The following is a 13,777-nucleotide window of genomic DNA, read 5'->3' as shown; positions in this document are numbered from 1 at the left end:
GGCCGAACGGCTCCGGACCAGACGATGGTCCGGAGCCGTCCCACTGGCCGATGGGCCTACAGGTGGTCGATCAGCTTGTCGAGGGTGATGGGCACGTCGCGCACCCGGATCCCGGTGGCGTTGTAGACGGCGTTGCCGATCGCGGCCGCCGAGCCGACCGTGCCGATCTCCCCGAGGCCTCTCGCGCCGAGGCTCTGGGTGCCGACGTCCTCGCTGCCGTCGCCGAGCGGCCCGGTGAGGACGGGGTCGGGCCGGTCGAGCATGACCACGTCGATGTCGGGGACGTCCGCGTTCACGGGCACGAGGTAGTCGGCCAGTGTGCTGTTCGCCAGGCGTCCGGTGTCGAGCTCGAGGTGGTTCTCCTCCAGGAGGGCGTGGCCGATGCCGAAGATGACGCCGCCGACGAGCTGGCTGCGGGCGGCCTTGGCGTTGATGACCCGGCCGACGTCGGCGACGGTGGTGAACCGGGTGACGCGGGTCTCGCCGGTGAACCGGTTGACGCGTACCTCGCAGAAGTGCGCGCCGAAGCTGTGGTGCACGTATCCGGGGACGGGCTGGCCGCCCGGCGCGGACTCCATGTGGATGCCCGGCGACCCGATGACGGTCAGCAGGCGGCCGAAGGCCATCGAGTGGCCGAGGCCGTGCAGGATGCCGCGCTCGTAGCGGAGGTCCTCGACCGCCGCTCCGTGCCAGGGCGACCGCTCCGCGGTGACGGCGACCCGCTTGAGCTCGGCGATGACGTTCCGGGCGGCGTCCACGACCATCGGCACGGTGGCGTGCGTGCCGCTGGAGCCGACCGCGGGTGCCCCCGGAGGCAGGACGGTGTCACCGATCTCCGGGGTGACCCGCTGCACCGGGATGCCCAGGGCGTCGGCGCCGGTGACCGCCACCATGGTCCACGAGCCGGTGCCGAGGTCCGACGTGGCGGTGGACACCACAGCGGTGTCGTCGTCGCGCAGCCGGACCCGGACGACGACCCCGATCCGGCGGTGCGCCGGATAGATGGCTGTGGCCATGCCGGCCCCGTACAGCCACTGTCCGTCGACGCGTGCACGTGGCGTGGCGCTGCGCGCGGACCAGCCGAACCTCTCCGCGCCGACGCGGTAGCACTCCTCCAGGTGCTTGCTCGACCAGGGCAGGCCAGTGGAGGGGCTGGTGGTGGCGTTGTTACGCAGCCGCAGCGTGACCGGGTCGACGCCGGTGGCGACGGCCAGCTCGTCCATCGCCGTCTCCAGGGCGAAGGACCCGGGGGCCTCGTTGGGGCCGCGCATCGCCCGGCTCCCGGGGATGTCGAGGACGGCGAGCTGCGCGTCGACGTGCAGGTTGGGTGTGCGGTAGAGCGCGTCCGACGTGGAGTGGGCCGGGGTCATGGTGAAGGAGAGGGTGGTCGGCCGCTCGGCGACGCTCCGGTGGCTGACGGCGTTGAGCACTCCCTCCCGGGAGGCGCCCAGCCGGACGGTCTGCGTGAGGTGCGAACGGTGGCCGGTCAGCGTGAACATCTGCTCCCGGGTGAGGACCAGCCGGACCGGCCGGCCGAGCTCCTTGGCCGCCGCGGCGGCCAGGGGGGTGTCGCTCCACAGGACGACGCGCGCGCCGAACCCGCCGCCCACGTACTTCGTGATCAGCTGGACGTTCTGCGGCAGGACGCCGAGCCGCTGCGCCATCCCGAGCGCGTACGCCGCTGGGATCTGCGCGCCGGCGTGCAGGGTGACCCGGTCGCCTGCCCAGACGGCGAGGACCGCGTGGGGCTCCATCCCGACGTGGTGCTGCACGTTCTGGTGGAACTCGGCCTCTACGACGACGTCGCTCGCGGCGAGCGCGGCGTCGATGGACCCGACGCCGGGAGCCAGGATGTTGAGGCTGCTCGGCGCGCCGCTGATGGTGGGGCCGGCCGGCACGTGCGGCTCGTCCGCGATCGAGGTGCGCGGCGGCAGCGTGTCGTAGGTTACGGCGACCAGCGCCGCGGCGTCACGTGCCTGTTCGGGGGTCTCGGCGACGACCATGGCGACGGCCTGGCCGTGAAAACGGACCACGTCGCTCTTCAGCGGGAGGTAGTTCTCGGTGAAGCCTGCGGCCTGCCCGGTGACCTCGTACAGCGCCAGGCGGTTCTCCGGGTCCGGTGCGGCGTACACGCGCAGGACCCCGGGCGAGGCGAGCGCGGCCGCCGTGTCGATCCGGGTGATGGTGCCTCGCGCGATGGTGCTGGTGACGAGGTGGGCGTGGGCGAGGCCGGTGGCGCGGTAGTCACCGGAGTACTCGGCTGTACCGGTGACCTTCAGCCTGCCGTCGACGCGGTCGGTCTCGCGTCCTACGGGGGAACGGGGCATCGTGGCTCCTTCTAGCTGCTGTGGGTGAGCGGGCGCGGCGACTGAGACCTGCTGTGGACGTCGTCGTGGTGGGTGACGCCGTGGTGGATCGGCACCCCGGTGCTCAGCGGTACGCCGGAGCCGCCGTGCCGGTTCGCGACGATCTCCGCCGCTATCGACAGCGCCGTCTCCTGCGGGGTGCGGGCGCCGAGGTCGAGCCCGATCGGTGAGCGCAGCCGGCCCAGCTCGTGATCGCTCAGACCCGCCTCGCGGAGCCGGGTCAGGCGTTCCTCGTGGGTGCGGCGCGACCCCATCGCTCCGACGTACGCCACGGGCACCCGCAGGGCGGCGGTCAGGAGCGGCAGGTCGAACTTGGGGTCGTGGGTCAGCACGCACACGACGGTGCGTCGATCGAGCAGCCCCGCCTCGGCCTGGGACCCGAGATAGCGGTGCGGCCACTCGACGACGATCTCCGCGTCCGGGAACCGCTCCGGGGTGGCGAACGTGGTGCGGGCGTCGCAGACGGTGACCCGGTAGCCGAGGAACGTGCCCAGGCGGGCGAGGGCGGCGGCGTGGTCGATGGCGCCGAAGACGAGCATCCGCGGCGCCGGGGCGCTGGACTCCACGAGCAGCGTCATGGGCTCCTGGCAGTAGCTGTCGGCCACCCCGACCTCGACGGTGCCGGTCCGCCCGGCATGCAGGAGCTCGGCCGCGTGGGTCGTGGCCACCTGCTCGAGCGGCCCGTCCCCGAGGGATCCTGTGACGGGCCCGCCTGGGCGCACGACGACCGCCGTGCCGAGGTGGGTGTCCGGGCCGCGCGCGACCGTGGCCACGGCCACCGTCCGCCCGGCGGCGGCGTCCGCCAGGGCCGGCTCCAGCCATGGTTCGACCGCCGGGTCGTGGTGGCACAGGAGCAGCTCGATCGTGCCGCCGCAGGTCAAGCCGACGCCGATCGCGTCGGCATCGCTGTACCCGAACCGCAGGACCTGCGGCCGGTGGTCCCCGGCCAGCATCTCCCGGCACGCCTCGTGGACCGCGGCGTCGACGCAGCCGCCGGACACGTTGCCCAGTACCGCGCCCTCGGCGTCGACGACCAGGGACGAGCCGGGCTGCCGGGGTGCGCTGCCGGCCACGTGCGTCACGGTGGCGGTCACGAACGGGACCCTGCGCCGGGCCCGGTCGAGCAGCTCGGCGGCGAGCTCAAGCATGGTCGCCGCCTGGACGGGGACCGTCGGACCGGCCGCTCATCAGGACTCCTGCAGCTCGGTCAGCGCGCGGACCAGGGTGCGGCGCAGCAGCGCGGGCTTGAACGCGTTGTGCGCGCGCGGCTCGGCGCCGTCCGCTGCGCGGGTCACGGCCGCCTCGAACGTGGCGGAGGTGGCGGGCCGCCCGGTCAGGGCGCGTTCGACGGCGGGCAGCCGCCACGGCCTCGTCCCGACGCCGCCGGCGGCGATCCGGGCGTGCGTGATGGTCGTGCCGCGCAGGTGGAGCGCGACGGCGGCCGAGGCGAGCGCGAACTCGTAGGACTGCCGGTCGCGGATCTTCAGGTAGACCGAGTGCGCGGCCCAGGGGGAGCGGGGCACCGTGATGCCCGTGATGAGCTCGCCCTGCCGCAGCACGTTCTCGACCTCCGGCGTGGCGCCGGGCAGGGTGTAGAACGTGTCCAGCGGCACGCTGCGGGTGCCCCGCGCCGAGGCCAGGTGTACCACGGTGCTCAGGGCCACCAGCGGGACGGCCAGGTCGCTGGGGTGAGCTGCGATGCAGGCGCCGCTGGTGCCGAGGACGGCATGGCCACGGTTGATGCCCTCGAGCGCCGAGCAGCCGCTGCCCGGCTCACGCTTGTTGCACGGCGTCGTGACGTCACGGAAGTACCCGCACCGCGTGCGCTGCAGGAGGTTGCCTCCGATGCTCGCCATGTTGCGCAGCTGGGCCGACGCGCTCAGCTCCAGCGCCTGCGCGATCATCGGGTAGTGCCGCCGGACGGCGGGATCAGCGGCGACGTCGCTCATCCGCTCCAGCGCCCCGATGTGCAGACCCTTGCTGTCCAGGGTGATGCCGTCCAGCGGGAGCTGGTTGATGTCCACGACGCGCTCGGGGGTCATCACCTCGAGCTTCATCAGGTCGACCAGCGTGGTACCACCGGCCAGGAACGCCGTCTCCGGCCCGGTACCGCGGACCGCCTCACGCACCGAGCGCGCCTGGGCGAAGGTGTAGGGCCGCATCAGCGCATCACCTCCTGCGCGTCACGGATCGCGTCCACGATGCGGGGGTACGCGCTGCACCGGCAGATGTTGCCCGACATGCGCTCGCGGATCTCGTCGTCCGAGCGGGCCGGACCCTCGTCGTCGACCATCGCGACCGCGGACATGATCTGACCCGGGGTGCAGAAGCCGCACTGCAGGCCGTCGTGGTCGATGAAGGCCTGTTGCATCGGGTGCAGGCGGTCGCCGTCGGCAAGGCCCTCGATGGTGGTGACGGAGTGGCCGGTGGTCGCCGCCGCCAGGGTCAGGCAGGACAGTACGCGCCGGCCGTCGACGTGCACGGTGCAGGCGCCGCACTGGCCCCTGTCGCAGCCCTTCTTGGTGCCCTTGAGGTCCAGCCGCTCGCGGAGCGTGTCGAGCAGGGTGGCCCGCGGGTCGACCAGCACCGTGACCGGTGCGCCGTTGACGGCGGCCCGCACCAGTACCGGTGCCACGCCGTCCGTGATGGCTGAGGCCGCGTCTGCCGCCTCGGCCTCGGCCGTCGCGTTCAGCAGCGGTGTCACGGCGGCGGCGACCAGGCCGCCACCCAGGAAGCTCCGCCGGGACACACCCGAACGGCCGTGTCCCGCATCGTTGTCTGGATTCATCGAGTCTCTCCTGGCTGGTCGCGGCTTCGGGCAGGGAACGACAGCGCCGTGACCATCCGCGTGGTCTCCGGGCTCGGTGCTGGTCCCAGGTTGGCCACTGGGTCGAACGGCATCCAGGACCTGCCGATCCCAGGCTGAGGTCGCCCGGACAACACGTACCTGAACGAGCGTGCCGCGATGGTTGCTGGAAAGTGAGGGAGGAGACCCCCGCCTCAGGCCGCCGGGATGGCGGTCCTGGTCAGCTGCTCCGACACGTCCCAGACGCGTGCGGCCTCGTCGGCGCTGCGCAGCGGCGAGTACAGCCGCTGCTCGGCCGGCGCGCCGCTGGTGTTGCCGAGCCCGCTGGGGCTGTACAACGCGCCGGGCTTGGCCTGCGGATCGGTGGCCGCCATGAGCGCGGGCAGCGCCGCGGTCTCGACGGTGCCGGCCAGGATGCCGCGGGCCGAGAGCCAGCGGATCATCCGGCGCCCGCCGGTCTCCTGCGCGCGGCCCAGCTCCGGGCGGGCGGCGAGCAGGTTGGTGGGGGCGACGCCGGGGTGGGACAGGTTGCTGGTGATGCCCCACCCGTTGGCCTTGCTGCGGCGCTCCAGCTCCAGACCGAAGAGGCCGACGGCGATCTTGGACTGGCGGTAGGCGCGCATCCCGTCGTACCCCCGTTCCCAGTTCAGGTCGTCCCAGTTGATGGCACCGCTGCGGGCGGCGACGCTGACCTGCGAGGTCACGCGTGCACCGCCCGCGCGCAGGAGCGGCATCAGGTGTGCGACGAGAGCGAAGTGGCCGAGGTGGTTGGTTCCGAGCTGGAGCTCGAACCCGTCGGCGGTCCGCTGATGGTCGGGCGGGGTCATGACGCCGGCGTTGTTGATCAGGAGGTGGATCGGGTCGCCCTCGGCGCGCAAGGTGTCCCCGAGGGCGGCGACGGACGCGAGGGAGGACAGCTCCAGGCTGCGCAGCGAGACGTTCGCGCCGGGCACTGCCCGCTTGATCGTGGCGACCGCGGCCTCACCCTTGACCGGGTTACGGACGGGGATGATGACCTCGGCACCCGCCGCGGCAAGCCGCCGCGCCATGACCAGGCCCATGCCGTCGCTCGCCCCGGTGACGACGGCGCGCTTGCCGGTCAGGTCGGGGATGGTGATGTCGATGGGTGTGCGGGACATGTGGTTCGCTCCTTGATGTAGTGCGGTTGTCCCCACACTCCTTGATCCCCGGCTCGTTATTCAGGGCCTGTCGATCCGCCCCTGGGCCCCGTCAGCTGTGGACCCGAGGGCGGGGCCGGCCCGATGAAGCGGTGACGTCGCGGCTCTCGGCGATCCCGCTGAGTACCTCGGCGGCCGCGAGCTCGTCCCGCGCGGCGAGCCGGTCGAAGCCGTCCACCGCCGGGTAGGCGTAACGGCCGAGCGTCGCGATGAGGAGCGCGCCGACCACGAGCACGCCCATCAGGACCGGGATGACCGGGTCGTAGGAGCCGAGCTGGTCGTAGCCCAACCCGAGGAGGAGCGGCCCGACGGCGCTGCCCAGGATGAACATGGCCTGGACCGGGCCGATGATCTGGCCGAAGTTGCGCATGCCGAGGTACCGGGTGATGAGCAGGGCGAGCAGGTCGCCCTCGACGCCGAACGCGACGCCGATGAACGCGACCGCGAGGGCCGCGGTGGAGAAGGGCGGCTCGAGGAAGAACATCCCGGCGATGGGGGCGAGTATGACGATCGGCCCGACGACCGAGCCGTGGACGCGGTCGATGACGATGCCGCCTGCGACGCGGCCCACGAGCGACGCCAGGCCGAAGATGACGAGCAGCCGGCCCGCTTCGCCGTTGCTCAGGCCGCGGTCTGTCATCATCGGCACGAGATGGACCTGGAGCCCGATGATCACGACGCCGACCATCCCGAGGCCCAGCGCGATACCCCAGAACTGGCGGGTGCGCAGCGCCTGGCCGAAGGTCAGACCGGGGAGCTCCAGGCTGACGTCGCGGTCTCCGACGTGCGTCTCCTGGACGAGCCGTCCGCGCACGTGCCGCTCGGCGCGGCCCCGCACGAACAGGGTGATCATCGTGACGGACACCAGGCCGGCGATCAGCGCCATGTAGCCGTAGGTCTGCCGCCAGCCGACGCTCTCGATGAGCGCTCCGGCCAGCACCGGGCCCAGCGCAGCGCCGAGGCCGATGATGCCCGTGACGATGCCGACGGCGAGCGCGCGGTTGTTGTCGAACCAGCTCACGACGACCCGGGTGGCGGGGATCGCGGTACCGCCCCCGAAGAACCCGACGAAGAAGCACGGGATGAAGTAGACGGCCTCGACCGGCGGGACCAGCCCGATGGCGGCCATCGAGGCGGCGAACAGCACGAAGCTCGGTACGAGGATGTACCGGGCGGCGTACCGGTCCACGAGCCGGCTGACGATGACCAGGCCGATGACCATGCCGACGGCCGCGACCGAGTACGCGCCGGTGACGGTCGTGCGGCTGAACCCGGTGTCCTCGACGATCGGCAGCACGAACAGGCTGGTGGTGGCCAGGTACATCGGGGGCCCGACGGCGTTGGCCGTGCCGGCGCCGACGACCACCCACCAAGGGCTTCGGCGTCGGGCGTCGGTCTGGGGGACAGAACTCATGTGGCTTCTCCTGCGGCTCGGCTCGTGGGGGCTCGGGGTAGTCGGCTGCGTGGTCACGTGGCCGGGACGGAGGTCCTCGTCAGCTCCTCGGACACCTGCCAGACGCGGGCGGCCTCGGTGAGGCTGCGCAGCGGCCGGTGCATCTTCTGCTCGGCCGGTGCACCGCCCAGCGTGCCAGGGCCGCTGGGCCCGTACAGGGTGCCGGGCCTGGCGGCAGGGTCGGTCGCGGCCATGAGGGCGGGCAGCCCGGCGGTCTCGGCGGTGCCCAGCAGGATCCCGTGCTCCGAGAGCCAGCGGATCCGCCGGATGTGAGGGGTGTCCTCGCCGCGGCCCAGCTCCGGACGAGCGGCCAGGAGGCTGGTGGGGGCTACCCCAGGGTGGGAGAGGTTGCTGGTGATGCCCCAGCCGCCCGCCCTGCTGCGGCGTTCCAGCTCCAGGCCGAACAGCCCGAACGCGATCTTGGACTGGCGGTAGGCGTGCATGACGTTGTACGAACGCTCCCAGTTCAGGTCGGCCCAGTTGATGGTGCCGCTGGCCGAGGCGACGCTGACCTGTGAGGTCACCCGGGCCTGCCCCGCGCGCAGCAGGGGCAGCAGGTGGGCGACGAGGGCGAAGTGGCCCAGGTGGTTGGTGCCGAGTTGCAGCTCGAACCCGTCGACCGTGGTCAGCCGCTGCGGGGGCCGCATCACGCCTGCGTTGTTGATCAGGAGATGGATCGGCTGTCCCTCCTCGCGCAGGGCGCCGCCCAGGGCCGCGACGGATTCCAGCGAGGCCAGGTCGAGGCTGCGCAGCGTGACCTTGGCGCCGGGGACGGCCCGGTTGATCCTGGCGATCGCTGCCTCGCCCTTGGCCTTGTTGCGCACGGGCATGATGACCTCGGCACCCGCGGCGGCCAGGCGGCCGGCGATGCCCAGGCCCATGCCGTCGCTGGCTCCGGTGACCAGCGCGCGCCTGCCGGCCAGGTCGGGGACGGTGATGTTGATCGGTGTGCGTGGCATCGCTCTGCTCCTTGGGATCGTCGTGGGCCGTTCGGCGGCCACGGCACTGATCCTTGGCGGACGACGCAGGCCTATCCAGGGCCTCCCGATCACAGGCTCGCGAGGTCACGGCTCACCTCGGTGTCGGTGGGCCGGGCACAAGGGGGGATCGCCGGGCCGTGGCTACGACGCTCCGCACGGGATACAAACGAGGCAGTACTTCAAGAAAAGGGGGAGCGTCATGATCGATCGCACGGGGCTGGCGAGCTTTCTCCGCAACCGGCGTGAGGCACTGCAGCCGGAGGACGTCGGCATGCCGCGCGGGCAGCGCCGCAGGACCAGCGGGCTACGGCGTGAGGAGGTCGCCACGCTGTGCAACATGTCGGCCGACTACTACGCGCGGCTGGAGCGTGAGCGCGGGCCGCAGCCGTCGCAGCAGATGCTTGCCTCGATCGCGCAGGGCCTGCATCTGTCGATCGACGAACGTGACCACCTGTTCCGGCTGGCCGGCCACAACCCGCCGCCCCGGGGGAGCTCCAGCGAGCACATCAGCCCCGGGCTGCTGCGCATCCTCGACCGGCTGGAGGACACTCCCGCGGAGATCGTCACCGAGCTCGGCGAGACCCTGCGGCAGACGCCGATGGGCGTTGCGCTGACCGGCAACACGACCCGGTTCACCGGGCCTGCCCGCAGCATGGGCTACCGGTGGTTCACGGACCCGGGTGCCCGGGACATCTACGCCCCCGAGGAGCACGCGTTCCTGACCCGGATGTACGCGGCGGGTCTGCGCGGGCTCGTCACCCTCCGTGGCCCTGGCTCCCGCGCCGCTTACCTCGCCGACCTGCTCCTGGACAGCAGCGCGGAGTTCCGGCGGGTGTGGGACGACCACGAGATCGGGATCCGCCCGCACGAGGTGAAGCACTTCGTCCATCCCGAGGTCGGCGCCCTGGAGCTGAACTGTCAGCGCCTGGTCGACCCGGACCAGGCCCATTCGCTGATGGTCTACACCGCCGTTCCCGGCACCGAGAGCTACGAGAAGCTCCAGGTGCTCTCGGTCATCGGCGCGCAGTCGCTGCGCTGAACCCATACCCGACACAACGCGTCCGTCAGGCCGCACCAGACAAGGGGAGGGGCTCATGCCCGCCAACCGCATCGCACTCGTCACCGGAGCCAACCAGGGCATGGGCAAACAGGTCGCGAGGGAGCTGGTCGCCGACGGCGTCACCGTGTTCGTCGGATCCCGCGACCTCGCCCGCGGCGAGAAGGCGGCCGCCGAGATCGGCGAGGGCGCCGTCGCGCTCCAGCTGGACGTGACCGACAGGGCCTCGGTCGCCGGGGCCGCCGAGCGGATCCGGGAGGAGGCGGGCCGCCTCGACCTGCTCGTCAACAACGCCGCCGTCTCCGGTACCCGCACCGGCGTCCAGGACATGGCGGAGCTCCGCGCGCTGGCACAGCCCGGCGTCGTCTCCCTCGACGAGGTACGGGCCGTCTGGGAGGTGAACGTCTTCGGCGTGCTGGCGGTGTACCAGGCCATGCTGCCCCTGCTGCGCAGGTCGCCGGATGCGCGGATCGTGAACGTCACGAGTGCGCAGGGCTCGCTGACGATCATGGCCGACCCCGCCTTGCCGTTCCACAAGACCTTCGAGCCGGTCTACTCGGCGTCGAAGACCGCGCTGAACGCCCTCACGCTGTCCATGATGATCGAGCTGGAGGAGACTGACATCAAGGTCAACCTGGTCTCGCCAGGCTTCGCGAACACTGCCCTGGTCCACTTCCAGGGGACGGAGTCGGTCGAGGACGCCTGCCGGGAGGTCGTACGCGTCGCCCGTCTCGGACCGGACGGCCCGACCGGTACCTTCACGAGCTGGGACGGCGCGGACCTCCCGTGGTGACAGCTGCCTGACGTCTGCCGGAGCCGAACGAGATCGATCCGGATTGGTGTCCGTCCGGACTCCACATCTCGGCGGCGGGCGGCGTCTCAAGGGGGTACGCACATCCCCACGCACCTGGAGGTCCACGTGACCAGCACCGCCAGCACCCCCAGCACCGCCCGCTCCAAGACCCTCCGCCTCACCGCGATCGGCGTAGCGGCCACCGGTTTGTGCCTCGCCGGCGCCGGGATGGTGGCCACGGCCAACCCGGCCTCGGCCTTCGGCCAGGCCGTCGGCACCGCCGTGCACGCGGCCGGCGTCGACTGGTCCGACATGCCCGCCGGCTACACCCAGGCGCAGTACGAGGCCTTCTGGGCCGCCGAGTACAGCGGCGAGGACCTCGCCGAGCTGCAGGAGCTCTGGTCGCTCGGCGAGACCGAGACCAAGTCCCGCGCCGGCCAGATGCTCCTGGACGGCGAGGCGCTCCCGTTCGCGCCCGGCACGTACACCACCCCCGAGCTCCCGGCGGACGAGCAGGCGGCGATCACCGCCTTCTTCGACGCCGGATACTCGTCGGAGGACGTCGAGACGCTCAACGACCTGTGGGACACCGAGCACGTCGAGACCAAGGTCCGCGCCGGCCAGATGATCCTGGACGGCGAGGAGCTGCCCCTCGGCGACGCCGACACGGCCACCTCGGCCGCCGGCTGATCGTGTGCGCCCGGCACCGCTGACGACTCGCCAGGAGGCGACCATCAACACCCTCACGTCGCGTATCGGCTTCGAGATCGAGCTGCTCGCACCCGCCGGCTCGGACCGGCAGGCGCTCGCGGACGCCCTTGCGGCCCGGAGCGGCGGCCGGGTGCGCCGGTCGTTCCATACCGACAGCGAGCCGTCGCCGGTGCCGGGCGTCGGGGTGTTCCGGCACCTGTCGCCCGCGTTCGACGTGGTCGACGGTGCCGGAGCCCCGGTCGCGCGGCTCGTCGACGACATCACCATCGTGTCCGACCTGGCCGGGGCGACCACCCGTGGCCACGGCGGCTGGTACCGCGTGCTGTGCGACGAGCCGCGCCTGCTGCGCCTGATCGAGCGGCGCACGGACCCCTACGCGGCCCTGCCCGACGTCCTCGCCCCCGTCGCCGAGCTGTTCGGCACCCAGGTCGAGCTGAAGGGCGGGGCGGCGCGGGTGAACGACGCGGCGGGCGCCACCATCGCCGTCGCGATGCCGTTGCCCGCTGGGCGCGAGCGCCCCTGCGAGGTGGTCACCCCGCCCGTCACCGAGGAGCACGGCCGGCGGCTCCACGAGCTGCTGGCTCCCGCGCGGGACCTCGGGTTCACGGTTCCCGCCGAGGCCGCGGTGCACCTGCATCTCGACGGCGCGGCCTTCCGGCGGACGACGTCGTTCGCCAACCTGGTCCGGCTGTTCGGGCACTGGCGCGAACCGCTGTGGGAGGCGCTGGGCACCAACGGGGCGTGCCGTCGGCTCGCGCCGCTGCCCGACGAGCTGCTCCAGCTCGTGGAACGGGACGGCCAGTCCTGGGCAGAGCTGGGGGCCGCCGCGCGCGGGACCGGCCTGACGAAGTACGCCGACGTCAACCTCACGCAGCTCGTCGCCCCGCAGCCGGTCCGCGACACGGTGGAGGTGCGCATCCTGCCCGGTGCCCTGGACGCGTCGGACATCGTCCCGAGGGCAGCGCTCGTGGAGCGCCTGCTGCGCAGGTGCCTCGACGACGCCCCGATCCAGCGGCCCGACGGCGGCGCGGCGCACGATCCGGTGGGCGCCCTGCTGGAGCTGGCGAAGGGGAGTGCCGCTCGATGACGATCTGGGTCGAGTCCTCCGGACCGGCGAGCGCGCCCACCCCGCGGGTAGATGCGCCGGCGGCCCCACACAGCGCGGACGGCGCCGGCTCGGCCGGAACGCTCGACGAGCTGGTGCGGACGCACCTGCCGGGTCTGATCCGCTACGCGACGGTGCTCGTCGGGGACCAGCACACCGCCGCCGACCTGGTCCAGGAGGTGCTGCTGCGGGCGCACCAGCGGTGGCGTCGGATCGCCCTGACGGATCGACCTGACCTGTACCTGCGGCGCATGGTCACCAACGAGCACCTCTCGTGGCGGCGGCGCTGGCACGTCCGCATGATCCGGCCCACCGCCGACGAAGCCCTCGTCGGTCACGCGGGTACCGGCGGGGACCCTGCCGAGCACCTCGCCCAGGAGGACGCCATGTGGCACCGTCTGGAGCAGCTACCGCCGCGTCAGCGCACCGTGCTCGTGCTGCGGTACTACGAAGGGCTGGCGGACGCCGAGATCGCGACGGTGCTCGGCACGTCGTCCGCCACCGTCCGTTCGCACGCCGCGCGTGCTCTGGCCACGCTCCGGAAGACCGACCCGAACCATATGGAGACGCGATGACCAAGGACCGTCCCGCCGGTACGCCGGCGCCCGGACCCCGGCCGGGGGGCAGCGACCAGCACGACGACCTCACCGAGCTGGTCGCCGCCGCCCTGCGCTCGCGTGAGCCCGACGCCGCTGCCACCGCCGCCACCGCACGGCGCATCGCCGCCCGGGTCGAGGCGGCCGAAGACCGGAGCGGAGTCGTCACCCCGTTCGCCCGGCGCGCCGGCACCATCGCGGTCACCGGCGTCGTCGCGTCGGCCCTCGGTGTGGTCGGAGCGGGCGCCGCGGCCGCGGCCAACCCCTACTCGGGCTTCGCGGTAGCGGTCGACGGTGTCGCGCAGGCGGTCGGCGTCGAGTGGTCCGCCATGCCCGACGGCTACACGCGTGAGCAGCACGACGCGTTCTGGGGCGCCGAGTACACGGCGGGGGACCTGGAGACGCTCCGCGAGCTGTGGAACGTCGACGCGCTGGCCGCCAAGGCCCGCGCCGGCCAGATGATCCTCGACGGCGAGACCGTCCCGGTGGCGCCGGGGGCGTCCGGCCCCGTCGAGGAGACGCCCTACCTGGAGCAGGACGCTCAGGATGCCCTCCGGGAGGCCGGGATCACGTTCGAGGACGCCGAGCAGCTCGCCGAGCTGTGGCAGATCGGTACGTACGAGGCGAAGGCGCGCGCCGGGGACAAGCTGCTCCGGGGCGAGGAGCTTCCGCTGCCCTGAGTCCGCGGCGGTTCGCGAGCAGGGCCTTCGGCCGACCGGAGGGATCACACCC

Annotated in this window: 13 protein-coding genes; 6 read left to right on the top strand and 7 right to left on the bottom strand. The window is 72.5% G+C overall.

Annotated features, from left to right (window positions below; all coding sequences use genetic code 11):
- Positions 1–56: 56 nt before the first annotated feature.
- The 7 genes from ACFWE2_RS07080 to ACFWE2_RS07050 form a co-directional block, all read right to left on the bottom strand.
- Complete coding sequence (locus ACFWE2_RS07080) at positions 57–2,327, bottom strand: xanthine dehydrogenase family protein molybdopterin-binding subunit (protein WP_377223508.1); 2,271 nt, start codon at positions 2,325–2,327, stop codon at positions 57–59.
- Between the two features lie 11 nt (positions 2,328–2,338).
- Positions 2,339–3,514 carry an XdhC family protein gene (locus ACFWE2_RS07075; protein WP_377223507.1) on the bottom strand — a complete coding sequence of 392 codons (1,176 nt, stop codon included), beginning with the start codon at positions 3,512–3,514 and terminating at the stop codon, positions 2,339–2,341.
- Between the two features lie 39 nt (positions 3,515–3,553).
- Positions 3,554–4,528, bottom strand: coding sequence for an FAD binding domain-containing protein (locus ACFWE2_RS07070; RefSeq protein ID WP_377223506.1), 975 nt, complete (start codon positions 4,526–4,528; stop codon positions 3,554–3,556).
- Positions 4,528–5,154 (bottom strand): (2Fe-2S)-binding protein, encoded by a 627-nt coding sequence (locus tag ACFWE2_RS07065; protein WP_377223505.1) that lies wholly within the window; start codon positions 5,152–5,154, stop codon positions 4,528–4,530. Before ACFWE2_RS07065 ends, ACFWE2_RS07070 begins: the two co-directional genes overlap by 1 nt.
- A gap of 212 nt (positions 5,155–5,366) precedes the next feature.
- Entirely contained in the window at positions 5,367–6,311 is a 945-nt protein-coding gene (locus ACFWE2_RS07060; protein ID WP_377223504.1) for an SDR family oxidoreductase, read from the bottom strand.
- 91 nt (positions 6,312–6,402) lie between these two features.
- Positions 6,403–7,764, bottom strand: coding sequence for an MFS transporter (locus tag ACFWE2_RS07055; RefSeq protein WP_377223503.1), 1,362 nt, complete (start codon positions 7,762–7,764; stop codon positions 6,403–6,405).
- A gap of 53 nt (positions 7,765–7,817) precedes the next feature.
- Complete coding sequence (locus ACFWE2_RS07050) at positions 7,818–8,762, bottom strand: SDR family oxidoreductase (protein ID WP_377223502.1); 945 nt, start codon at positions 8,760–8,762, stop codon at positions 7,818–7,820.
- Between the two features lie 220 nt (positions 8,763–8,982).
- Here ACFWE2_RS07050 and ACFWE2_RS07045 point away from each other — a divergent pair, with 220 nt between their 5' ends.
- From ACFWE2_RS07045 to ACFWE2_RS07020, 6 genes are all read left to right on the top strand, one after another.
- On the top strand, positions 8,983–9,822 hold the full coding sequence (locus ACFWE2_RS07045) for a helix-turn-helix transcriptional regulator (RefSeq protein WP_377223501.1): 840 nt from the start codon (positions 8,983–8,985) through the stop codon (positions 9,820–9,822).
- A 55-nt stretch (positions 9,823–9,877) separates the two neighbouring features.
- Entirely contained in the window at positions 9,878–10,633 is a 756-nt protein-coding gene (locus ACFWE2_RS07040; protein WP_377223500.1) for an SDR family NAD(P)-dependent oxidoreductase, read from the top strand.
- Between the two features lie 126 nt (positions 10,634–10,759).
- Positions 10,760–11,323, top strand: coding sequence for a hypothetical protein (locus ACFWE2_RS07035; RefSeq protein WP_377223499.1), 564 nt, complete (start codon positions 10,760–10,762; stop codon positions 11,321–11,323).
- A gap of 4 nt (positions 11,324–11,327) precedes the next feature.
- Complete coding sequence (locus tag ACFWE2_RS07030) at positions 11,328–12,431, top strand: amidoligase family protein (RefSeq protein WP_377223498.1); 1,104 nt, start codon at positions 11,328–11,330, stop codon at positions 12,429–12,431.
- Entirely contained in the window at positions 12,428–13,024 is a 597-nt protein-coding gene (locus ACFWE2_RS07025) for an RNA polymerase sigma factor (RefSeq protein WP_377223497.1), read from the top strand. Before ACFWE2_RS07030 ends, ACFWE2_RS07025 begins: the two co-directional genes overlap by 4 nt.
- Entirely contained in the window at positions 13,021–13,725 is a 705-nt protein-coding gene (locus ACFWE2_RS07020) for a hypothetical protein (protein ID WP_377223496.1), read from the top strand. The genes ACFWE2_RS07025 and ACFWE2_RS07020 overlap by 4 nt, the downstream gene beginning before the upstream one ends.
- The last annotated feature ends 52 nt before the right edge of the window (positions 13,726–13,777 follow it).

Source organism: Promicromonospora sp. NPDC060271, assembly GCF_042726755.1.
Taxonomy (GTDB): domain Bacteria; phylum Actinomycetota; class Actinomycetes; order Actinomycetales; family Cellulomonadaceae; genus Promicromonospora.
This window is presented reverse-complemented; position numbering and strand designations above follow the sequence as displayed.

Excerpts from the sequence above, each read along its gene's own strand:
- ACFWE2_RS07080 (WP_377223508.1), bottom strand. The coding sequence starts at position 2,327 with ATGCCCCGTTCCCCCGTAGGACGCGAGACCGACCGCGTCGACGGCAGG.
- ACFWE2_RS07065 (WP_377223505.1), bottom strand. The coding sequence starts at position 5,154 with ATGAATCCAGACAACGATGCGGGACACGGCCGTTCGGGTGTGTCCCGG.
- ACFWE2_RS07070 (WP_377223506.1), bottom strand. The coding sequence starts at position 4,528 with ATGCGGCCCTACACCTTCGCCCAGGCGCGCTCGGTGCGTGAGGCGGTC.
- ACFWE2_RS07040 (WP_377223500.1), top strand. The coding sequence starts at position 9,878 with ATGCCCGCCAACCGCATCGCACTCGTCACCGGAGCCAACCAGGGCATG.
- ACFWE2_RS07020 (WP_377223496.1), top strand. The coding sequence starts at position 13,021 with ATGACCAAGGACCGTCCCGCCGGTACGCCGGCGCCCGGACCCCGGCCG.
- ACFWE2_RS07075 (WP_377223507.1), bottom strand. The coding sequence starts at position 3,514 with ATGCTTGAGCTCGCCGCCGAGCTGCTCGACCGGGCCCGGCGCAGGGTC.
- ACFWE2_RS07045 (WP_377223501.1), top strand. The coding sequence starts at position 8,983 with ATGATCGATCGCACGGGGCTGGCGAGCTTTCTCCGCAACCGGCGTGAG.
- ACFWE2_RS07050 (WP_377223502.1), bottom strand. The coding sequence starts at position 8,762 with ATGCCACGCACACCGATCAACATCACCGTCCCCGACCTGGCCGGCAGG.
- ACFWE2_RS07055 (WP_377223503.1), bottom strand. The coding sequence starts at position 7,764 with ATGAGTTCTGTCCCCCAGACCGACGCCCGACGCCGAAGCCCTTGGTGG.
- ACFWE2_RS07060 (WP_377223504.1), bottom strand. The coding sequence starts at position 6,311 with ATGTCCCGCACACCCATCGACATCACCATCCCCGACCTGACCGGCAAG.
- ACFWE2_RS07025 (WP_377223497.1), top strand. The coding sequence starts at position 12,428 with ATGACGATCTGGGTCGAGTCCTCCGGACCGGCGAGCGCGCCCACCCCG.